Genomic DNA, 21,584 nt, shown 5'->3' with positions numbered 1-21,584 from the left:
TAGAACCCCATGTGCAATTACAAACCAACATCAAAGTCAAGTTGTTAGATTGCAATATAGATGAACACTAAAACCTAAAAGAGCAGCATTGAGAATAAGCGATTGCTAAAAATAAATTGAAAACAACATGATTCGGTGAAAGCCTCTTTTCACGCAGTTTTTACCGTCAGATTTATCCCCAGAAGCTTTTCGGCAATCATGCGACCGATAGGAATGGAAGACGTCGCGGCCGGTGACGGCGCATTGCATACATGAAGCATTCTCTCCGTCTCCTTGAAGAGAAAATCATGTACCAGTGTGCCGTCATCAAGGACGGCTTGCGCCCGTATGCCAGCTCCCGGTGCACCAAGATCGGAAAGCTCCAGTGTCGGGCAATATTTCCGGCATTCCTTCAGATAGCGTGTTCGAGATGCGGAATTGCTGAACTCGGATAGTGCCGAGCGCCAGTTCTTCCTCGCCATTTTCCAGAAGCCCGGAAACGTCGACATATCCGCGACATCGCCTGCGCGAAAACTACCTTTGTCATATCCTTCGCGGGAGAAACCCAGAACCGCATTCGGTCCGACGGTCACGCCGCCGTCAATCGTCCGCGTCAGATGAATGCCGAGAAATGGCAGGTCGGGATCGGGGATCGGATAGATCAAATGCTTGACGATATTCGCCTTCGATTGCGGTAAGGTGTAGTATTCACCGCGAAACGGAACGATGCGATGGCTGATATCCAGTCCGGCAAGCCTCGCGATGCGGTCTGACTGCAATCCGGCACATGCGACCAATCTGGAAGCGCGCACGATCTCCCCATTCGCCGTTACAGTAACGCCCCTGTCATCCTCCCGGATTACCGTGACCGGCGAATTGAGCCGTACGATCCCGCCACGCTCGATGATCTCCGCAGCCATGGCCCGCGATACTTTTGCATAGTCGACAATACCTGTCGCCGGAACGAGGAGTGCTTCGAGCCCTGAAACCGCAGGCTCGACCTCGCGTAGCGCCTGCCGATCCACATGCTGGAACGTGATATCGTTCTGGATTGCGCGCTTGGCCAGAGCCTCCATGCGTTCGACCTCCTGCGGAGAGGTTGCCACCAGAAGCTTGCCGCATGTTTCGAACGGAATGGAATATTGTCTGCAAAAAGCCTTCGTGGCTTCGGCGCCTGCCCGACATAGCTGCGCTTTCAATGAACCCGGCTGATAATAGATGCCGGCATGAATGACACCGCTATTTTGTCCTGTCTGGTGGCGAGCAAAGTCGCTTTCCTTCTCCAGCAGAATGATCCTTGCGCCCGGCTCTGCTTCCTGCATGGCTTTTGCAGTCGCAAGTCCGACAATACCGCCGCCGATGACGCAATAATCATAATCTGCCAAGACGTCCCTCCTCTTGCCCTTTTCCGACGCAAAAGCCTGCCTTGCTACCGCTCGACAGGATGATTACCTGTTACTTATACGATTGCGGCCTTGGTTGCAGCACCGCAAAATGGCATTCTTTGTCAAACCCGTTCCCCCATGCGGAGAAGTTCCATGCGCCATCAGTTCGACCTTTTTGCTCTTTCCCCAGCGGAAGGAGAGGAACGGGCAGAACTGCGCCCTGCCCGCGCCAAATCCGGCAAGACGACGGGCATCGATGAAGCAGAAATGGTGCAGCGCCTGAAAGATAGCGGACGTTATCGCATCTTGCAGCGGCTCGATCCGCCGCCGACAGTACCGGATGCTGACATGGTTGCCTTTCCCCGTCTCGGCGTAGTTGTCGATACGGAAACCACCGGCCTCAGTGCGGCGCAGGAAGAAATCATCGAAATCGGCGCCGTCGCCTTCCGCTATGCCGACGATGGCTCCATCGGCGACGTCTGCGCCACTTTCGGCGCGCTGCAGGAACCGTCGAAGCCAATCCCCGCTGACATTACCCGCATCACCGGTATTACCGACGAGATGGTAAAGGGCCAGACGATCCCGCGCGAGAAGCTGAACGCACTCATCACCGAAGCCGATATCATCATTGCGCATAATGCCGGTTTTGACCGTCCATTTCTCGAACGTTTCTCAATCGCTTTCGCCGACAAGCCATGGGCCTGCTCGGTCAAGGAAATCGACTGGACGGCACGTGGTTTTGAAGGCACCAAGCTTGGCTATCTGATCGGCCAGAGCGGTTATTTTCATAACGGGCACCGTGCCGAGGATGATTGTCAGGCACTGCTCGCGGTGTTGAAGGAGCAGTCGGGCGAAATCACGCCCTTTGCCGAGCTGCTGAAAGCCAGCCAGAAATCGCGACTGCGCATCTATGCCGAAAACAGCCCCTTCGACATGAAGGACAAGCTGAAAGAACGCCGCTATCGCTGGTCGGATGGCAGTGACGGACGCCCGAAATCGTGGTGGACGGAGATCGGCGAGGATGAACTCGACGCCGAGCTCGATTATCTGCGCACCGAGATTTACGGCTGGCGCGATGCCGATCCGCTGATCCAGAAGCTTACCGCCGTGGATCGCTACAAGGAACGCGCGCCACTCAGGCCCGGTAAATAGAAAAGATGGGGTACGCCCCCTCATCCTGAGGAGAGGTCCTGAGCTTGTCGAAGGACATCGTCTCGAAGGGTGAGGAGAAGGTGGGACAAAACTCTAACCTTACCGCTCGCACCCCTCGCCCTTCGAGACGGCGCTTCGCGCCTCCTCAGGATGAGGGATGCGTTTGGCGATCAGACGAGAACCGGCCATGGGCGTTGCGCTGGCCGCATATCTTCATAAGCTTGAGCGAGACGCAACACGCCCAGATCGTCGAAACGCTGGCCGAAAATCTGCAAGCCTATTGGCAGTCCCGACGATGTATAGCCGCAATTGATCGAGACCGCCGGTTGTTCCGACATGTTCATCGCAACGGTGAAGGCGATATGTTCGAACGGACGCTGCGGATCATTGACCGGAGATGCCCACTCTGCTGGATAGGTCGGCATCGGAGCGGTCGGTGACAGGATGAAGTCGAAGCCCTTGGAAGCTGCAAGCGCTGCATTGCGCATGGCATCCATCTGCGCAAAACCGAGATACACTTCTTCGCCGGTCAGGCCTTCTGCAGTCTCCGTCCATTGATAGATATAAGGCAGAATCTTCGCACGGTTTTCCGGCGTCATCTTCTTGATGTCCGACCATGAACGCGCACGCCAGAAGCGATCCAGACCGTCGATCATGGTACGGTTCACGAACGGTGCCACGGGCTCGATAATCGCGCCTGCATCAGCAAAAAGCTTGGCTGCGGCTTCTACGGCAGCGCGGGTTTCATCGCCTGTCGGCTCACCGAAACCGGCATCAAGCCATAGACCGATCTTCAGGCCCTTTACATCGAGGCCGAGGCTCATCCAGTCGATGTCCTGATAAGGCAGGCTCATGCCATCACGACGGTCCGGCCGCGACAGCACCGACATATAGAGCGCGCTGTCGGCAACCGTGCGAGTCATCGGCCCGGCAACGCGACCGAGGAATGGCGGATCAATCGGAATGCGCCCGAAGGACGGTTTCAGACCGACGAGACCGCACCAGCCAGCAGGCAGGCGAATGGAGCCGCCAATGTCGGTGCCAATGTGCAACGGGCCATAACCGGCAGCACCGGCGCTGCCTGCGCCCGCGCTCGAACCGCCCGGATTGGTGTTGAGGTTCCATGGATTGCGCGCCAGTTTGTGGAAGCTCGACAGGCCCGAAGATAACATGCCGAGATCCGGCATGGTGGTCTTGGCGAGCAGCACGCCGCCAGCCTCGCGGGTGCGCGCCGCAGGCGGTGCATCAGCGGCGGCAGGCTTCAGCGGCAGCGCCGCGCAGCCAAGCGGAACCGCTGTCCCTTCCGTCGCGATATTCTCCTTGATCGTCAGCGGCACACCATCGATGGGACCGGCAGGTTCACCTTTCGACCAGCGCGATTCCGAGGCCTTGGCCGCCGCCCGCGCGGCATCCGGATCATAAGCCCAAAGCGCATTCAGCTTCGGCTCACAGGCGTCGATGCGGGTGATGACAGCTTCGGTGACCTCGACCGGCGAAAGCGACTTCGCCTTATAGGCGGCCACGAGTTCGACGGCTGACAAATCGGCAGGATTCGACATTGGATATTTCCTCAAATCACTCAGGCAATTTCAGTGTGGAATCGGATCGCCGCGCGCGCTTGCGGCGACCGGAGAAAGGCTTTGGCACGGCATCGACCAGCGCCCGCGTATAGTCATGCTGCGGATTGTCGAACACCGCATTGGTCGGCCCCTGCTCGACAATATTGCCGCGATAGATCACCGCAACACGGTCGGTAATCGCGCGCACCACGCCAAGGTCGTGGCTGATGAAAAGATAGGAAAGGCCGAACTTTTCCTGCAAATCCATCATCAGGTTCAAGACCTGCGCCTGAATGGAAACGTCGAGCGCGGAGACCGGCTCGTCGGCGACGATCAGCGCCGGTTTGGTGATCAGGGCGCGCGCAATGGCAATACGCTGGCGCTGCCCGCCGGAAAACTCGTGCGGATATTTTTCCGCAGATGCCTTGGGCAGGCCAACCGCTTCCAGCACTTCCGCCACGCGGTCGTCGCGGTCTTTGGAACTGGTGCCGCTTTCCAGCGACACAATCGGCTCGGAAATGATGCGCTTGACCGTATGGCGTGGATCAAGCGACCCATAAGGGTCCTGAAAGATCGCCTGAAAGCCTTTGCGCGCTTCACGCAGGCCCGAGCGATCCAGCGCATAGATATCCTGACCGTTGATGAGAATCTGACCCGATTGCGGACGCTCCAGCCCCATCACCGCACGCGCCAGCGTGGATTTGCCGGAACCGCTTTCGCCGACGATGCCAAGGCTTTGCCCTGCTTCGATCTCGACATTTACACCATGCAGCACCCGCAATGCGCTGGGCTTTGAAAGGAAAGATGCTCGCGGAAGCTGATATTCGCGCACCACATCGCGCACCTGCAAAATCATGTTGCTCATGAAACCACCTCGCCTTCACGCGGATGCAGGCAGGCGGCGCGATGCACGATGCCGTCATTCTCGGCGATGAAATCCAGCCCTGGCATCGCCTGTCGGCAGTCGTCCTGCACAAAGGCGCAGCGGTCGGCAAAGGTGCAATAAGGCGGACGCGCCAGTGGGTCCGGCACAACGCCGGGAATGGCGGCAAGGCGCTGACGCCCCGTGCCGTGGCTGCGCACCAGTGCCGCACCATGGGGCGAGGCTGCAAACAAGCCGCGGGCATAGGGGTGCGCCATGCGATGAAAGACGGCTTCGGTGCGTCCCGTCTCAACGATGCGGCCCGCATACATGACAGCAATACGATCGGTCATTTCGGAAACCACGCCGAGATCGTGGGTAATGAGCATCAGGGCGGTGCCGGTTTCGTCGATCAACTCGTCCATCAGATCGAGGATCTGCGCTTGAACGGTCACATCAAGCGCCGTTGTCGGCTCATCCGCGATCAACAGGTCCGGCTCGCAGGCAATCGCCATGGCGATCATCACACGCTGGCGTTGACCGCCGGAAAGCTGATGCGGATAAAGATCGAGATTGAAGCGCGGCGCAGGCAGCCCCACGCGATCCAGAAGGCGGCGTGCTTCACGCTCCGCATCGGTCCGGCTTTCGCCCAAATGCAGACGGCGGCCTTCGGCAATCTGCGCGCCGATGGACTTGACCGGATTGAGCGCCGTCATCGGCTCCTGAAAAATCATCGCCATGCGCCGTCCGCGCATCTTGCAGAGTTCCGCTTCCGGCTTGTTCGCCAGATCCTCGCCGTCAAAACGCAAGCGACCGCGCACCTGCATGCGCTCCGGCAGCAAGCCCATTGCGGCAAGTGCCGTGATCGACTTGCCGCTGCCGGATTCGCCCACGATACCGAGGCGCTCGCCACGGTTCAGCGTCAGCGTGATGCCGGAGACAATATCTGCCGAACGAACGCCAAAGGGCAGCTCGACGGACATATTGTCCATTTCAAGAAGGGGTGTTGTCATCTCTGCCTCCGCACGCGCGGATCGAGCACATCGCGCAGTCCATCACCCAGCATGTTGAGGCCAAGCACGGCAAACGTGATGGCAAGGCCGGGGAAAATGGCGAGCCATGGCGCGTCATAAATAAAGGTCTGTGCGTCGTTGAGCATCTTGCCCCAGCTCGGCATGGGCGGCTGGGTGCCAAGACCGACATAGGAAAGGCCCGCCTCGGCCACGATGGCGAGCGCAAACTGGATCGTCGCCTGCACGATCAGCACATGGTTGATATTGGGCAGCACATGCAACAGCGTGATCGACACGTCGCCGCGCCCTGCGCAACGGGCCGCCTGCACATATTCGCGCTTCCAGAGCCCCAGCGATGCGCCGCGCGTGACACGCGCAAACACAGGAATGTTGAAAATGCCGATGGCGATCATCGCATTCACCGCGCCGGGACCGAAAACGGCAGTGATGATGACGGCGGTGAGCAGCGCCGGAAAGGCGAAGGCCAGATCCGTCATGCGCATGACGAAACCGTCCACCATGCCGCCGCGTGCAGCCGCAAGCGACCCAAGCGGAATGCCGATGCCTGCGCCAACCAGTACGGCAATGATCGACACCGCGATGGAATTGCGCGCGCCGACCATGATCATGGAAAACACGTCACGACCGAAATTATCCGTGCCGAACAGATGATTGAGGCTCGGCCCCTGCAACTTGTCGCGGAAATTCATGGCCGTCGGCGAATAGGGCGTCCAGAAAAAGGAGATGAGCGCCATCGCGACGAGAATAACCGTTATCAGCGTGCCGATGGTCAGGCTGCGGCTCAAAAGCACCGTTCGGAAAAAGCCGGGCTTCGGCAGGATTTGCGCGTCGCTCATCGGCTGCCTCCCGTCGAAAGGCGCGGATCGATGCAGCCATAGACAAGATCGACGATGAAATTGACCGCGATCACGGAAGCCGCAAGCAGCGTCACCAGCGACTGCACGGTGACGAGATCGCGCTGGGCAATGGCCTGAAACACCAGCCTTCCAAGGCCTGGGAGATTGAAGACGTTTTCGATGATGATGGTTCCCGCCAGCAGAAAGGAGAATTGCAGGCCGATGATGGTGACAACCGGGATCAGCGCATTGGGCACCGCATGACGCCAGAGTGCGGCGTTGCGTGTGAGGCCCTTGGCGCGCGCAGTCCGTACGAAATCCTCACCCAGCGTTTCGATGACGGCGGATCGGGTGACGCGGGCCAGAATGGCGGCAAGCGGCAGCGCGAGCGCCAGTGCGGGCAGAAACAACGAGCGGATGCCGTTCCAAAAACCGCCTTCCCAGCCTGCAAAACCCGAGGCCGGAAACCAGCCGAGCTGCAAGGCAAAGAGCAGGATCAAAAGCAAACCAAGCCAGAAATTCGGGATGGCGACGCCGACCTGCGCTACGCCCATGGAAAGCACATCGCCGGTCTTGCCGCGCTTGGACGCCGCATAGACACCGACCGGAATGGCAACTGCAACTGACAGCACCATGGACAGAAGCGCCAACGGCAGCGTGACCATGATGCGCGGCCCGAGCAGTTCGCTGATCGGCACGGAGTATGTGTAACTCGTGCCGAAGTCGCCTTTCAGAAAGCCGCCAATCCACGAAAGATAACGCCACCAGAGCGGCTGGTCGAGGCCGAGCTGGGTGTGGAGCGCTGCAAGCGTTTCAGGCTGCGCATTGATGCCGAGGATCACCGCCGCCGGATCGCCCGGCAGCACCTGCATCAGCAGAAAGACGATAACGGAAGCCGCAAGCGTCGTCAGCGAGAGCGAAACCAATCGCCCGGATATGTAAGCCAGCAAAGCGACCTCCTTGAAAAGACGGATATCCGCTTTCCACATTCCAACTCGCCGCACGCCCTCCCCTTTTCTTTATGGGGTGCGCGGCTATTCGTGTTGTTATCCGCCCCTTTGCCAAAGCGCCGGGGCGGATGTTTTTATTCAGCCCAATAGGCTTGCGTCAGATCGTCAGCCGGGATCGGCATGTTCTTCCACAGACCCTTTACGTTCTTGTTCCACACACCGATTTTCGGCAGCGCATAGAGGAAGATGTTCGGCTCGTCGGCGGCAAGCTTTTCCTGCAGCTTCTTGACGAGTTCGAGCTGTTCCTCGTCGCTGCCAGCCTCGGCATAGGCCTTGTAGAGCGCCTTATATTCCGGGCTGTTATAGTTGAAGTAATATTTGTCGCGGGCGTAGATATCGAGATCGCGCGCTTCGGTATGAGCAATGATCGTCGCATCGAAATCCGAGCGCTTGAACACCTGATCCAGCCATTGCGCAAACTCGATCGGTACGAGATTGGCCTGGATGCCGACTTCCGCCAGCATCGCTGCAATGATCTCGCCGCCGCGACGCGCATAGGCCGGAGGCGGAAGCGTGATGGTGATCGACGTGCCAGCCGGAACACCGGCTTCTTCCAACAGTTGCTTGGCCTTGGCCGGATCATACGGATAGGTTTCCGACAGATCGACATAGCCTGGATCGACCGGCGCATAATGCGAGCCGATTGGCGTACCGAAACCAGAATAAACGCCTTCGATCAGCGCTTTGCTGTCGATGGCATGGGCCAGAGCCTGACGCACTTTCAGATTATCGAACGGAGCCTTGGCATTGTTGAGCGACAGCAGAACCTTGCCCGCGGTATCGCCCACCTCAACCTGCAACTTATCGTCGCTCTTGAAGCGGCTGATGAGTTCCGGCGCCTGGAACATCGGGAACACGTCGATATCACCCGCAAGGATGGCAGCAGCGGCAGCCGACGGATCGCTGACGAAACGGAACGTAACAGCGGAGAGCTTTGCAGGCTCGCCCCAGTAATCCGCATTGCGCTCCAGCTCGACACGGTCGCCCTGCACCCAGCGCTTGAACTTGAACGGACCCGTGCCGACCGGCTTTGTCTTGTTTTCCGCAGCCGAATTCGGCGCGACCATCACCGCGTCACCCCAGCCCATATTGAACAGGAAGTTCGAGGTCGGGCGCTTCAGCGTCACAACGGCGGTTGCGGGATCAGGACACTCCGTGCTCGCAATCGGTTCAAACAGCCCCTTTTGCGCATTGATGGAATCCGGAGCGACGGCGCGCTCATAGGAGAATTTCACCACCGAGCAGTCGAACGGCGTGCCGTCGTGAAACTTCACGCCCTGACGCAGCTTGAACGTATAGGTCTTCTTGTCGTCGGAGACAGTCCAGCTTTCTGCCAGAAGAGGCTTCACCGTGCCGTCTTCGACAATGCGCACAAGACCTTCATAAAGGTTGGCATAGGTAACCTGCCGGATACCGGCAGCGGCATTGGCGGTCGGGTCCAGACCCGGAGGCTCCAGCACTTCGCCGACCACCAGCGTGTCTTTCGCGAAGGCACCGTTGATCGATGCCAGCATCGCAGCCGTTATAAGCCCGGCTTTCAGTAAGTTACCCATGAGTTCCCCTATCCCTCCAACTTTAAATCGAGCGTCCGCCATCCACGTCGAGCGCAACCCCCGTAATCATAGAGGCAGCAGGCGAACAAAGGAAAGCCGCCGCTTCAGCAAGATCGTCGGGTTTCAACAGGCGGCCCATCGGGATGGAATCGCGGAATTTTTTGCGGATTTCCTCGGTGTCCTCGCCCATGAATGTGGTGAGAAGCGGCGTTTCACCGGCAACCGGGTTCAGCGCCACAACGCGGATTTTCGACGGTGCGAGTTCAATGGCGAGCGCCTTCGTCACCGATACAACCCAGCCCTTGGTGGCATTGTACCACGCAAGGTTCGGACGCGGGCGACCGGCACCCGTCGAAGCGACATTCAATATAACGCCCTCTCCATTGCCCTTGAAATGCGGAATGAGCTTGCGCGTCATCAGATAGACGCCGCGCACATTGACGCCCAGAATGCGGTCGAACTCTTCCGGCTCCACCAGTTCGGCATTTTGCGGCTTGTGACCGATGCCGGCATTGTTGATCAGAATATCGATCTTGCCGAATTTCGAAAGAGCGGCTTCCACCGCTGCATCGACATCGGCTTCCTTGGAAATATCGGCAGCCACGGCCAGCGCCGCATCGCCGATTTCGCCTGCGACGCGCTCAGCACCTGCCTTGTCGCGGTCCACGATGACGACCTTTGCGCCGCCGTCAGCAAAGCGCTTTGCCATGCCTTCGCCAAACCCCGAACCCGCTCCCGTAATGAGCGCGACCTTACCTTCAAGCGACACTATGCTTCTCCCAAATGCTATTTCTAACCGTGCCAGACCGAGATGGTCTTCAGCGAGGCAAACCCGTAGAGCGCCTCAAAACCCTTTTCGCGGCCATGGCCGGATTTCTTCACGCCGCCGAATGGCAGTTCGATACCGCCGCCAGCGCCGTAATTATTGATGAATACCTGACCGGAATGGATAGCCCGCGCCAGGCGGAACTGCCGTCCGCCATCATTGGTCCAGATGCCGCAGACGAGGCCATAGGACGTGCCATTGGCAATCGCGATGGCTTCTTCTTCGGTATCGAAAGGCAGAATGACCTGTACCGGACCGAAGATTTCTTCCTGCGCCAGACGATGACCGGCGGGCACGTCGCGGATCAGCGTCGGCAACACATAGGCCCCGCCTTCCGGCGCATCATCGACAAGCACGCCTTGCGCGGCAATGGCCAGCCCGCTTTCCTTCGCCAGATCGAGATAGCTCTCGACAATTGCCTTCTGGCGTTGCGATACCACCGGGCCGACCGACAGATCGGCGCTGGCCGGGCCCACTTTCAATGCGCGATAGCGCTCGCTCATGCGCGCCACGACATCCTCGTAAATGCTGCGCTCGACCAGAATGCGCGACGAAGCCGAACAGGTCTGACCGGCATTTTGAATGCCCGCATTGACCAGAAACGGCAAAGCGCGGTCGATATCTGCATCGGCGAAAACGATCTGCGGCGATTTTCCGCCAAGCTCCAGCGTCACTGGCACCGTGTTCTTCGCTGCTGCGGCCTGCACCGCTTCGCCCGTGCGCACCGACCCCGTAAAGGAGATGTGGTTGACATCGGGATGCTCGGAAAGCGCTGCGCCTGCTTCTGCACCAAGCCCGGTGACGACATTAAGCGCGCCGACCGGCAGACCAGCCTTTTCGGCGATCTTCGCGAATTCCAGAATCGTCAGGCAGGCTTCTTCGGCAGGCTTGACTACGGCTGCATTGCCCATGGCCAGTGCTGCGCCGAGGCTGCGACCCAGAATCTGCATCGGATAGTTCCACGGAATGATATGGCCCGTGACACCATGCGGCTCATAGATCGACAGAACCGTAAAGCCGTTCTGATAGGGCAGCGTATCGCCATGCACCTTGTCGGCGGATGCGCCATAAAACTCGAGATAGCGCGCCAGCGCCACCACATCGGCACGCGCCTGAGTGACCGGCTTGCCCACATCCTTCGATTCCAGATCGGTCAGGAGGTCGATGTTCTTCAACACCTCTTCCGAAATGCGATGCAGCACACGGCCACGCTCGGTCGCGGTCAGCTTGCCCCAATCGCCGGAAAGCGCCTTGCGGGCTGCCGCTACGGCCTGATCGATATCGGCCTTGGTGCCGCGCGCAATCAGCGCCAGATCGCTGCCATCGGAAGGATTCTTGACGGTGATATGCTCGCCGCCAGCCGCATCCTGCCACTGACCTGCGATGAAATTGCCATAACGGAGCAAGCCAGCTCCTCCTGTCTGGTTCTCATGCTTCATCTTCATTCTCCCGAAGAGGCTGCTCCGCCTCCAATCTTGCTGTGGTGGCGCGGATATGCGCCCGTGCCAGCCGCTCAGCCTGCTCGCCATCGCGCGCGGCAATAGCCTCAACGATGGCGCCATGTTCGCGGATAGCGTCGCGCGCACGGTCTACCGACAGCGAGAAGGACGGTGCAAAAACCTGCGATGTCATACGCAGGAGCGGCACGAAGGCAATCAGCGAAGTATTGCCCGCCGTGTCCATCACCGCCATATGAAAATCGACATTAGACTGGGTATAGGCTTTTGCGTCCCACGGATCGACCACAGCCGACTGGCCTGCAACATGGGTGCGCAATCTGGCAATATCCGCATCGCTCGCCCGCTCGGCGGCAAAACGGGCAGCGACACCGTCGAGCACTTCACGCACGGCATAGGCATCGATCAGGCGAGTGAGATCGGCGGATGCGACACGCACCCCCCTGCCCGGCAGATGGATGACCAGCCCGTCACGTTCCAGAACGCGCAGGGCTTCACGCAAGGGCGTGCGGCTGATGCCGAATTCAGCAGCAATATGTTCCTGCCGAAGTATCGCGCCCGGCGCATAGACGCCCGCATAAATTCGCTCGCGAAGCGCCTCTGCCACTTCGTCCAGCAAACGGGTCTGACTGCGCCATTCAAAAGCCGCCAATAGAAAAGCCTCCCAACTTTTCTGGAAACAATATCCTGGATACAAAATCAGTCAATCTGAAAACGAACGCGCTTTTCAGAAATAAACAAGGGAATGAAAGACCGGAAATTTCGCAAACGATGCTCGAAACAATACAAACTGTCGTGCGGGGCATTTGCGTCTGGAGAACCTCTATCGGTGGCCCGTCGGAAGAGCCCTCACTCGCCGACGATTTCCGCCAGCATTTCGGCAAGCTGACGGATCTGGTCGGGACCATTGTCCATGTGCCGGATGACGATTTCCATCGGCTCGACGGACGGCAATCCCCCAGCGGCAGGCAACACCCGATGACCGGGAAGTGCTACACGCGTCGGCAGCAGGCTGACGCCCAGTCCTTCAGCGACAGCACTCTGGATACTCGCCAGGCTGGAGCTGGTGAAAACCACATGCCAGCGCCGCCCCGCCCGATCGAGAGCTTCCATCATGTCGCTGCGATAAAGTCCGTTGGGCGGGAACACGACAAGCGGCAGCGGATCGACATGAGAAACGGGAAAATCAGCGCTATCGAGCCATGACAAAGGCTCCGGCCAATGCATGGTTCCAACCGTTTCGCCGCGCTTCTGCTTCACCATGACAAGGTCGAACTCACCGGTCTCGAAACCTTTCTGCAATTCGCGGCTGAGACCGCTTGTCACTTCAAGTTTCGTGTTGGGATGCGTGCGCATGAAACGCGCCAGCGCAGGTGTAACCAGCCGTGAAGCAAAATCCTCTGGCAGGCCGAGGCGAAACACGGCGGCGAGCGCCGTCCCGGTCATCGCGGCTGCGGCCTCGTCATGCAGATGCAGGATACGACGCGCATAGCCCAGCAGCTTTTCGCCTGCATCTGTCGGACGCACATCATGCCGGGCACGTTCCAGAAGCGCTTGTCCGGCAGCTTCCTCCAGCCGTATGATCTTCTGGCTCACCGTCGATTGGGTCGAGTGCAACTGCAAGGCCGCAGCCGTAAAACTGCGGCTGTCAACGACGGCCACGAAGGCTCTCAATAGATCGAGATTGAACGTTTTATTCATAAAATCACTGGATACCAGTTCAACATTTAATTTCCAAATATGACATCCGGCTTGTATGAACACAACAAGCAGGAGAACCAGCCGATGCGTCAAACGATATTCAGCTTGAGTGCCTTGGCATTGATTGCAGGGACGATAGTTATGACCGAACCGACATTGCCCGGCCACCACGCCGCAGCCCATGCCCAGGCCGAAACCTCGCTGCTTCAGGCCGCAGCAGCAGGCGATCTGGCCGCAGTCAACGCGGCTATCAAGACCGGAGCAAACCTCGAAACGCGCGGCAAGAACGGCGAGACAGCGCTTCTTGCAGCCACCCATGCCAACAAGATCGATGTCGCCCGCGCGCTCATCGATGCAGGGGCCGACGTAAACGCCAAGGATGCCATCAAGGACAGCCCCTATCTTTATGCGGGCGCACGCGGACACCTCGAAATCCTCAAGATGACGCTTGCGCATGGCGCGGACCTGAAGAGCACCAATCGCTATGGCGGAACGGCCCTCATTCCCGCCTCCGAACGCGGGCATGTCGAAACGGTACGCACGCTGATCGAGGCTGGCGTCAAGGTCGATCACGTCAACAATCTTGGCTGGACGGCGCTCCTCGAAGCCATCATGCTCGGCGACGGCGGCCAGCGTCATATCGATATTGTGAAGCTTCTCATCGACGCCGGTGCAGACGTCAATCTGGCAGACAATGACGGCGTCACGCCGCTTCAGCATGCCCGCAGCCGCGGCTATGCGCCGATGGTGGCCCTGCTGGAAAAGGCGGGTGCGAAATGAGCAGCGACAGCACATTTCTCGATCAGGCTATCAAGCTCGCCTTCGACAATGTCGAACAAGGCGGACGCCCGTTCGGTGCGGTGGTCGTCAAGGGCGGCGAGATCATCGCCACAGGCGTCAATCGCATGCAGGCCGATTGCGACCCGACCGCCCATGCCGAATTGCTGGCATTGCGTGCGGCAGGCAAGACGCTGCAATCGCCGCGTCTCGATGGCTGTGAAGTCTATGCCAGCGGTCAACCCTGCCCCATGTGCTTTGCCGCGATGCGCATGGCTGGCGTCGAAAAAATCCGCTTCGCCTATTCCAACAAGCAGGCCGAGCCCTTCGGTCTTTCGACCGCGAAAATCGCGGCTGAACTTGCCAAGCCTCTCAACGCGCAGACAGGTATCAGCTTCGAGCATTCCCCGCCGGAAAACGATCCTGAACTCTACCAAGCCTGGAAAAATAAGAGCGCATCCCGAAAAGTGTGAAACGGTTTTCGGATAAGATGCGCAGTTCAAAACAAAAAGTTAGAGCGCCGATCTGATTCAATCAGATCGAAACGCGTTCTAAGAACAAGGCAGGCGCCTGAGACATGCAGACCACCACCCATCCGGCGACCGGCAGCAAGAACGCAGCAAGCTTCGCCCTCATCGCGCTCGTCGTCCTGATCGGCCTCAATCTGCGTCCGTTCCTGACCGCGCCGGGGCCGGTACTTTCGAATATCGCAGCCGACACCGGCATGGGTTTCGGTGCGCTGTCACTGCTCACCTTCCTGCCAATGATGCTGATGGGACTTGGCGCTTTCGCTGCTCCCCGCATCCAGTCGCTGTTCGGCACCCGCCGCAGCATGTTCGCGGCACTCGCCATTCTTGCAGCAGGCTCCCTCCTGCGCGGCTTTGTTCCTGACGGTGTTTCGCTGGTGCTGACCGCCGTTCTGTGCGGCGCAGGCGTTGCGATGATCCAGGCATTGATGCCGGGCCTCATCAAGGCCAACTTTCCGTCGAGCATTGCCACCGTGACGGGGCTCTATTCTGCCATGATCATGGGTGGCGGCGCGCTCGGCGCACGGCTGACACCGTGGCTTGCAGGCCCGGAGCATAACTGGCGGTTCGCCCTCGCCGTCCTTGCAATCCCCGCAGTGTTGGCATTGCTGACAGCAATTCCCATTCTCCGCGAAACGTCATCGTCGGGCAAAAAATCCGGAATAACCGGGCACCTGCTGCAACGCCCGCGCACCTGGGTATTGATGGCTGCATTCGGTCTCGTCAATGCAGGCTATTCATCCATGGTCGCCTGGCTTGCTCCCTATTATCAGTCGCTGGGGCTTACTGCGTCCACCACCGGCAATCTCGTCGCGGCAATGGCCGTCGCACAAGCGCTTGCGGCTTTCGGACTGCCGCTGCTTGCCCGCCACGGTATCGACCGTCGCCCTTGGTTGCTGCTGACACTGGCCATGCAGGCTATTGGCTTCGCAGGTCTTGCTTTTGCACCGCAACTTTCGCCCTTCTGCTGGTCAGCTATCTGCGGCGCAGGGCTCGGCGGCAGCTTCGCGCTCGCCATGATTACATCGCTCGACCACCTGCCCAGGCCGGAGGAAGCCGGTGCACTGGCCGCCATGATGCAGGGCGGCGGCTTCCTGATCGCAGCTCTCGGCCCGGTCGCGACCGCGTTCCTGCACAGTCTTACCGGTTCGTTCGCCTCCGGCTGGATCATGCATCTCGTTCTGGTCGCAAGCATCTGTCCGCTCTATCTGAGCTTCAATCCACGCAAATATGCGCATGTCATGAAACTGCCGGTTGCGGCGGAAAGTGGCACACAATAGCGTTACCTAGCCGGTTTACGGCCCGAAAACAGCGTTCGTCAGGTGATTTTCGGCTAGATAGCTTGCTGACCTTACCGATACGGTTAAGGTTACAGGAAACCTGTCTTTTATTTTGCGGCACCTGGAACGGTTCCTCTTCACACGGAACCGCCCGCCGCTCTGGTCCCGAACACTGGTCATGAAATGAAGCACGAAACCGCTATTCAGCAAGCCGCGTCCGCAGCTCCGGACGGTTTGCCTAAGCCCAGAATCTATTGGGCATGGGCAACCCTGATGGTGGGCCTGACACTCGCCGTCATCGACGGCACGATTGCAAATGTCGCCCTGCCGACCATCGCCGCCGACTTTTCGGCTGGCCCTGCCGCTTCTATCTGGATCGTCAACGGCTACCAGCTTGCGATCGTGGTCACGCTGCTTCCACTTGCGGCACTCGGTGAAATCTATGGCTATCGGCGCGTTTATCTGGGCGGCGTAGCGTTGTTTACGGTCGCTTCCGTGGCCTGTGTGTTCTCACGCTCGCTGGAAGCGCTCACTTTCGCCCGCATCGTTCAAGGTCTGGGCGCAGCCGGCCTGATGAGCGTGAACGCCGCGCTTCTGCGCTATACGGTGCCGCAGGCGAAATTCGGCACAGCCATCGGCCTCAATGCGCTTTTCGTCGCCGTTTCGTCGACCATCGGGCCGACACTCGCCGGTGTCATGCTCTCCTCCCTGAGCTGGCCGTGGCTTTTTGTCATCAACATTCCGCTCGGCGTTGCTGCCGTCGTGATGGGCATCAAAAGCCTGCCCGAAAATGACCGCTCTGCGCGCAAGTTCGACGTGGTCAGCGCAATTCTGTCAGCGCTTACCATCGGCTTGCTGGTCACCACCATCGACAGCGCAGGCAACGAGATCAATTCCTCTATCGTCCTCTTGCAAGCGGTCGTCTGCGTGACCGCAGGCGTTCTCCTCACGCGGCGGTCGCTGCGCATGGCCGACCCGCTGCTGCCGCTCGATCTCCTGCGCATACCGGTCTTCACGCTCTCCATCTGCACGTCGATCATGTCATTCCTGGCCCAGATGATGGCATTTATCTCGCTGCCTTTCCTCTTTCAGGTCGTCTTCGGTTTCAGGCCAATCGAAGTCGGTTTGCTGATGATGCCCTGGCCTATCGCTCTTGCAGTCATCGCGCCGCTATCGGGCAAACTGTCCGACAAGCATTCGCCAGCGATCCTGGGCTTACTCGGCCTTGTCATCTTCGCCATCGGGCTTGCTCTGGTCGGCATGCTGCCGGAACATCCGTCGATTCCTGATATATGCTGGCGCATGGCGATCTGCGGCGTCGGTTTCGGGCTGTTTCAGGCGCCCAACAACCGGATGATGATTACCTCGACGCCGCGCTCGCGCAGTGGCGCTGCAAGCGGCATGCTGGGTACGGCGCGTCTCCTCGGCCAGTCGCTGGGGGCGGCATTCGTGGCATTTCTGCTGTCGCAATGGGGCGTGGAGGAACACCGTATATTCTCTTCTTCGCATCCGGATTTGCGCTGTTCGCCTCACTTATCAGCGTCACGCGCCTTGGGCGCTGATTTCATCCACAGCTTTGGAGAGAACCGGCAAATAACTTGCACAAGGAAGCAAATTTCCCTGTTGCAATCTCCGAAGCGTTGGTCCATATAGCGCCTGCCTGACGGAAACGAATGGTTTCCGGAATGACTGGCGCGAGCGGGTGTAGCTCAGGGGTAGAGCACAACCTTGCCAAGGTTGGGGTCGAGGGTTCGAATCCCTTCGCCCGCTCCAGTTTTTCTTCAGATCAGGTTTTACGAAGGCTGCCGACAGGCGGCCTTTCGTGTTTTCAGGACCGAGCAGCTATTCAGACTTTAGCTAGAGTGGTTCTGTTTAAAACAGAGTCGTTGGAACCACTCTATCCGTTTGTTTTTACCTATGTCTTTATCCCAAAACCGGTTCCCACTTTCGGGAAAATTCTCTAGAGAAGCTTGAATGGCAAGCCTGAAACGAGCACCTTTATATAGCGTTTCTTCTGAAAATAGCCGTTGAGGGAAATACGCGGAATAGCCGCCACCTGCATCTCGTCTGTCTGCTGCAGCACGCCCGGCTGGGTGGTCACCCCCACATCGAAGCCTGCTTCGGAAACGGCTCGGATCTCGCGCGCTCCAGCCGCCGCCTTCCATCCATATGGATAGGCGAACGATCGCGGTCTGTAACCGGCATAGCGTGCCACGGCATCGGTCGAATCAGCAATTTCCTTTGCCAGCCTTTTGTCATCCACACGACGCAGATTAACGTGGGTGACCGTGTGGGCTCCAAGATGCACAAGCGGATCGATAGCCAGATTTCGTAATTCCGATGAGCTCATTACTGATTCATCGACAAGAGAAATTGCGTCAATCCCGACCCTCTGCGCGGCTGCATCAATGCGGGCTACTGCTTCGTCTTCATCGAAACACTGCATGAACTGCACAAGCCGGGCAAAGGCCGCCGATTTTTGAGCCGAATTTGTCGAGCGGATATCGACAGCACCGCCGCCAAAGTCAAACCGGAAGCTGTCAGCTTCCGTCACCAGAGCGGCGGCGGTTCTCCACCACATGGACCGCTTGCGCTCCACAAAGCCGGTCGTGATGAAAATCGTGTAGGGGATGTTATATCGGGAAAATACAGGAGCCGCGAATTCCGCATTGTTCCGATAACCGTCATCCAGTGTGAAAACGACATATTTCTGTTGGTTATCCGGCTCGGAAAGCAGTTTTGGCAAATCATGCAGATGCACCGGAACGAGGCCCGCTTCCAACGCCGCCTCTATCGCCATTCCGAGCGTTTGCGGCGTAATCGAAAGTATGGCGTTGGGATCAGATCCATCCTGCGCATCGTCAGGCTTTACGTGATGCATCGTGAAGACAACACCGCGGCCACCGGCAGAAGGGAAAAGCGTCGCTGCACCGGAAAGCGCGATAGCCTCCAGCCCTGCCCGGATCAGCGGATACTTCAAACTGCCCTTTATTGAACGCAGCGACATTGTCTCGAATACATTTCCCCGACGGACCGGCTTCGTGAAAGGCAGAGCGCCAGTCCTGAACCCCATTTGCCCTATAGCAATTTCATCACCCCGCGTGAATTGCTTTCACCGCCTCTTATTTCAAGCAAAAAGGCCGCACGCAAAGCGTACGGCCCTTTATCATAGTGTTCGTTAAAACTAATACCAAAAACCTATGAGTATGACTCATGGGTTTTTGGTTAAGCCTGTGTGGCGATTGAGCATTTTCAGGGCGTGATGCGTCAGCATCTCAGCGCCCTGGTATAATGCATCAAAGCGAAGTCGAGCTCTTCCACCAATCGGTTCCGCCATCATGCGCATATTGGTCAATTTCAGCCAGTTCCTCGGTGCTGAAATCCAGCCCCTTCATGGCTCCCAGAGAGTTTTCCAACTGCTCGACCGAGCTCGCGCCGATGAGCGAAGACGTGACACGCGGATCGCGAAGCGTCCAGGCAATAGCCATCTGGGCCAAGGTCTGCCCACGACGTTCCGCAATGGCGTTCAGTGCCCGGATACGTCCCAGCAATTCTTCGCTCTGGGCGCTAGCCTTCAACGAACCGCCCTGATTCGCCCGTGCACCTTCTGGGATGCCATTCAAATAGCGCGATGTCAGTAACCCCTGGGCCAGTGGTGAAAAGACGATGCAGCCGGTGCCCAGTTCCTCAAGCGTGTCGAGCAGGCCATTCTCGATCCAGCGGTTGAACATGTTGTAGTTCGGCTGGTGGATGAAAAGCGGCACGCGTTCTTCCTTCAGGATCGCCGCCGCCTTCTGAGTGAGTTCGGGCGAATAGCTGGAAATGCCAATATACAGCGCCTTGCCCTGACGATGCAGATGCGCAAGCGCTCCCATCGTCTCTTCCAACGGGGTCGTGGCATCGACGCGATGCGAATAGAAGATGTCGACATAGTCGAGCCCCATCCGCTGCAGCGATTGGTCGAGACTGGCGATCAGATATTTGCGGCTGCCGCCGATCCCGCCATAAGGTCCAGGCCACATATCCCAGCCGGCTTTTGAAGAGACGATCATCTCATCGCGATAGGGTCGAAAATCACTGGCCATGATGCGACCGAAATTTTCTTCCGCAGATCCAGGCGGCGGGCCATAATTATTCGCCAGGTCGAAATGGGTGACACCCAGATCGAACGCCCGACGCAGAATGGCGCGACCATTTTCATAAACATCCCGGCCACCGAAATTGTGCCAGAGACCAAGCGAAACTGCCGGTAGATCGAGGCCGCTTCGACCGGTCCGGCGATAGATCATATTCGTCTGGTAGCGATCAGCCGCTGCATTGTAATGCATGACGCATCTCCATAAATGAAATGGTTCGACCATGCATGGAAGGCAGCGCCGGTTCCACACATATCAGGTCTGGCGCATATTTGAGCTCGAAAGGGACCCGAGGCAACGATAATTTGTTGAGATTACCTCAACGAACGAATGAGAAAATATCAACGATCAACATATCAAAGCGCCGTCGCTTCCTCGGTGACCACCAACTTCGTCAAGCCTTGTTCCTCACGGATAAGATCAATCAGCCGTCGCAAACCGGCAGGGACCTGTCGCCGACTGGGATAGTACATGGTCAGGGGTGGTCCTTCCGAAGCCCAGTCCGGCAACACCGCTTCAAGCGCACCTTTAGCAATGTACTTCTGCACCAATGGCTCCAGACAATAGGCAAAACCAACGCTGCCCAGGGCGGCCTCAATGGCCTGCTCAGTCTCATTGGCGCAAATCGGCCCCTTCACATCCACCCGTCGCAACGATGCTCCGTTTCCCAGTTCCCACGCATAACGGGAATTGTCGCCAAGTCTCGTCTCTATACACGGCAAATGAAGCAGGTCGTCGGGCATTCTCGGGTGCCCTACCCTCGAGATCAAAATTGGGGAACCAACGACAATCCATTGCAACGGACCAGTCAGCGCCACACCGATCATATCTTGCGGCACCCGGTCACCATAGCGAATCCCCGCGTCGAAACCATCGGCGACGATATCGACCATCTGGTCATCTATGGTGATATCGAGATGCATGTCCGGATAGGTTTGCGTATAACGCGGCAAGACGGGTGCAATGATCAACCGCGCGGCATCGCGCAATGCATTCAGCCTTATGCGTCCCGACGGGAAGTCCCGCTGGCTGGTCAGCGCCTCGATGGCCTCGCCTATCGTCCGCAACCCGCCTTCAAGTTGTGCCGCAAACGCCGCGCCGGCTTCGGTTGGCGTGAGAGAACGGCTGGTGCGGTTGAGCAAGCGCACACCCAGATCCGCCTCCAGTTTTCTGATTCGATGACTGATAGCGGATGTTGAGACTCCGATTTCGTTGGCGGCCTGTTTCATGCTTTGTCGCCGTACGATTGTCACGAATATGTTGAGATCGGCGAGCACCGACCGGTGGAGGTTCACCATTGTCTTCCTCTGATAATGCGGCTGTTTGATAGTTTGGAGCGCGTTTTGATTTGCTTGAAGAGATGGGCCCGTCTCATCTGTTTGTTTTGACGCGCCTCTTGTTGTGATGTTGGCTGGGCGCTTGACGTTTTTCGGGATGCGCTCCAAGTCTTGATTACGTTGAGCATATTCGAGGGATCAGAAAGCTCCAATGGTTGCGTATGATACAATAC

The 21,584-nt window shown here is 58.3% G+C and carries 19 protein-coding genes, 1 tRNA gene and 1 pseudogene; 6 read left to right on the top strand and 15 right to left on the bottom strand.

The features are described from left to right. Nucleotides 1-149: 149 nt before the first annotated feature. Nucleotides 150-1,364 (bottom strand): L-2-hydroxyglutarate oxidase, encoded by a 1,215-nt coding sequence (lhgO, locus tag FIB18_RS15050; protein ID WP_140021484.1) that lies wholly within the window; start codon nucleotides 1,362-1,364, stop codon nucleotides 150-152. Between the two features lie 153 nt (nucleotides 1,365-1,517). On the opposite strand from lhgO, the gene FIB18_RS15045 reads away from it, so the two are divergent. Then, nucleotides 1,518-2,516 (top strand): 3'-5' exonuclease, encoded by a 999-nt coding sequence (locus FIB18_RS15045; protein WP_140021483.1) that lies wholly within the window; start codon nucleotides 1,518-1,520, stop codon nucleotides 2,514-2,516. Between the two features lie 170 nt (nucleotides 2,517-2,686). On the opposite strand, the gene FIB18_RS15040 is transcribed toward FIB18_RS15045, so the two are convergent. The 10 genes from FIB18_RS15040 to FIB18_RS14995 form a co-directional block, all read right to left on the bottom strand. Beyond that, nucleotides 2,687-4,075 carry an amidase gene (locus FIB18_RS15040; RefSeq protein WP_140021482.1) on the bottom strand — a complete coding sequence of 463 codons (1,389 nt, stop codon included), beginning with the start codon at nucleotides 4,073-4,075 and terminating at the stop codon, nucleotides 2,687-2,689. Between the two features lie 16 nt (nucleotides 4,076-4,091). Next, nucleotides 4,092-4,940, bottom strand: coding sequence for an ATP-binding cassette domain-containing protein (locus FIB18_RS15035; RefSeq protein WP_140021481.1), 849 nt, complete (start codon nucleotides 4,938-4,940; stop codon nucleotides 4,092-4,094). After that, nucleotides 4,937-5,950 carry an ABC transporter ATP-binding protein gene (locus FIB18_RS15030; RefSeq protein WP_140021480.1) on the bottom strand — a complete coding sequence of 338 codons (1,014 nt, stop codon included), beginning with the start codon at nucleotides 5,948-5,950 and terminating at the stop codon, nucleotides 4,937-4,939. The genes FIB18_RS15035 and FIB18_RS15030 overlap by 4 nt, the downstream gene beginning before the upstream one ends. Beyond that, nucleotides 5,947-6,807 carry an ABC transporter permease gene (locus tag FIB18_RS15025; RefSeq protein WP_140021479.1) on the bottom strand — a complete coding sequence of 287 codons (861 nt, stop codon included), beginning with the start codon at nucleotides 6,805-6,807 and terminating at the stop codon, nucleotides 5,947-5,949. The genes FIB18_RS15030 and FIB18_RS15025 overlap by 4 nt, the downstream gene beginning before the upstream one ends. Beyond that, on the bottom strand, nucleotides 6,804-7,757 hold the full coding sequence (locus FIB18_RS15020) for an ABC transporter permease (protein WP_140021661.1): 954 nt from the start codon (nucleotides 7,755-7,757) through the stop codon (nucleotides 6,804-6,806). The genes FIB18_RS15025 and FIB18_RS15020 overlap by 4 nt, the downstream gene beginning before the upstream one ends. Nucleotides 7,758-7,891: 134 nt before the next feature. Then, complete coding sequence (locus FIB18_RS15015; RefSeq protein WP_140021478.1) at nucleotides 7,892-9,370, bottom strand: ABC transporter substrate-binding protein; 1,479 nt, start codon at nucleotides 9,368-9,370, stop codon at nucleotides 7,892-7,894. 22 nt (nucleotides 9,371-9,392) lie between these two features. Beyond that, entirely contained in the window at nucleotides 9,393-10,139 is a 747-nt protein-coding gene (locus FIB18_RS15010; protein WP_140021477.1) for an SDR family oxidoreductase, read from the bottom strand. A 23-nt stretch (nucleotides 10,140-10,162) separates the two neighbouring features. Beyond that, the gene (locus FIB18_RS15005; RefSeq protein WP_140021476.1) at nucleotides 10,163-11,635 is read right to left on the bottom strand and encodes an aldehyde dehydrogenase family protein; all 1,473 of its coding nucleotides are present in this window, start codon (nucleotides 11,633-11,635) and stop codon (nucleotides 10,163-10,165) included. After that, complete coding sequence (locus FIB18_RS15000; RefSeq protein WP_140021475.1) at nucleotides 11,625-12,305, bottom strand: GntR family transcriptional regulator; 681 nt, start codon at nucleotides 12,303-12,305, stop codon at nucleotides 11,625-11,627. Before FIB18_RS15000 ends, FIB18_RS15005 begins: the two co-directional genes overlap by 11 nt. 197 nt (nucleotides 12,306-12,502) lie before the next feature. After that, entirely contained in the window at nucleotides 12,503-13,354 is an 852-nt protein-coding gene (locus FIB18_RS14995; RefSeq protein ID WP_140021474.1) for a LysR substrate-binding domain-containing protein, read from the bottom strand. An 84-nt stretch (nucleotides 13,355-13,438) separates the two neighbouring features. Here FIB18_RS14995 and FIB18_RS14990 point away from each other — a divergent pair, with 84 nt between their 5' ends. From FIB18_RS14990 to FIB18_RS14970, 5 genes and pseudogenes are all read left to right on the top strand, one after another. Beyond that, the gene (locus tag FIB18_RS14990) at nucleotides 13,439-14,134 is read left to right on the top strand and encodes an ankyrin repeat domain-containing protein (RefSeq protein WP_140021473.1); all 696 of its coding nucleotides are present in this window, start codon (nucleotides 13,439-13,441) and stop codon (nucleotides 14,132-14,134) included. After that, nucleotides 14,131-14,604 carry a nucleoside deaminase gene (locus FIB18_RS14985; protein ID WP_140021472.1) on the top strand — a complete coding sequence of 158 codons (474 nt, stop codon included), beginning with the start codon at nucleotides 14,131-14,133 and terminating at the stop codon, nucleotides 14,602-14,604. Before FIB18_RS14990 ends, FIB18_RS14985 begins: the two co-directional genes overlap by 4 nt. Nucleotides 14,605-14,708: 104 nt before the next feature. Beyond that, nucleotides 14,709-15,938 (top strand): cyanate transporter, encoded by a 1,230-nt coding sequence (locus tag FIB18_RS14980; RefSeq protein WP_140021471.1) that lies wholly within the window; start codon nucleotides 14,709-14,711, stop codon nucleotides 15,936-15,938. Nucleotides 15,939-16,121: 183 nt separating this feature from the next. Next, nucleotides 16,122-17,500, top strand: a pseudogene (locus FIB18_RS14975) (MFS transporter). Between the two features lie 136 nt (nucleotides 17,501-17,636). After that, a tRNA-Gly gene (locus FIB18_RS14970) sits at nucleotides 17,637-17,711 on the top strand. A 187-nt stretch (nucleotides 17,712-17,898) separates the two neighbouring features. Here the strand turns inward: FIB18_RS14970 and FIB18_RS14965 are convergent. The 4 genes from FIB18_RS14965 to FIB18_RS25070 all read right to left on the bottom strand — a co-directional run. Beyond that, entirely contained in the window at nucleotides 17,899-18,945 is a 1,047-nt protein-coding gene (locus FIB18_RS14965; protein ID WP_140021469.1) for a polysaccharide deacetylase family protein, read from the bottom strand. A 289-nt stretch (nucleotides 18,946-19,234) separates the two neighbouring features. Next, nucleotides 19,235-20,266 carry an L-glyceraldehyde 3-phosphate reductase gene (gene mgrA, locus FIB18_RS14960; protein ID WP_140021468.1) on the bottom strand — a complete coding sequence of 344 codons (1,032 nt, stop codon included), beginning with the start codon at nucleotides 20,264-20,266 and terminating at the stop codon, nucleotides 19,235-19,237. Nucleotides 20,267-20,430: 164 nt separating this feature from the next. Then, a complete protein-coding gene (locus tag FIB18_RS14955) occupies nucleotides 20,431-21,372 on the bottom strand; it encodes a LysR family transcriptional regulator (protein ID WP_168436585.1) in 942 nt (313 codons plus the stop codon). Next, the coding region (locus FIB18_RS25070; RefSeq protein WP_206667399.1) for a hypothetical protein at nucleotides 21,366-21,584 on the bottom strand (219 nt) is incomplete at its 5' end. The genes FIB18_RS25070 and FIB18_RS14955, both read right to left, overlap by 7 nt.

The sequence above is a fragment of the Brucella pecoris genome, from assembly GCF_006376675.1.
Lineage (GTDB): Bacteria > Pseudomonadota > Alphaproteobacteria > Rhizobiales > Rhizobiaceae > Brucella > Brucella pecoris.
The sequence above is the reverse complement of the archived record's forward strand: the minus strand, read 5'-3'. Positions and strand labels throughout refer to the sequence as shown.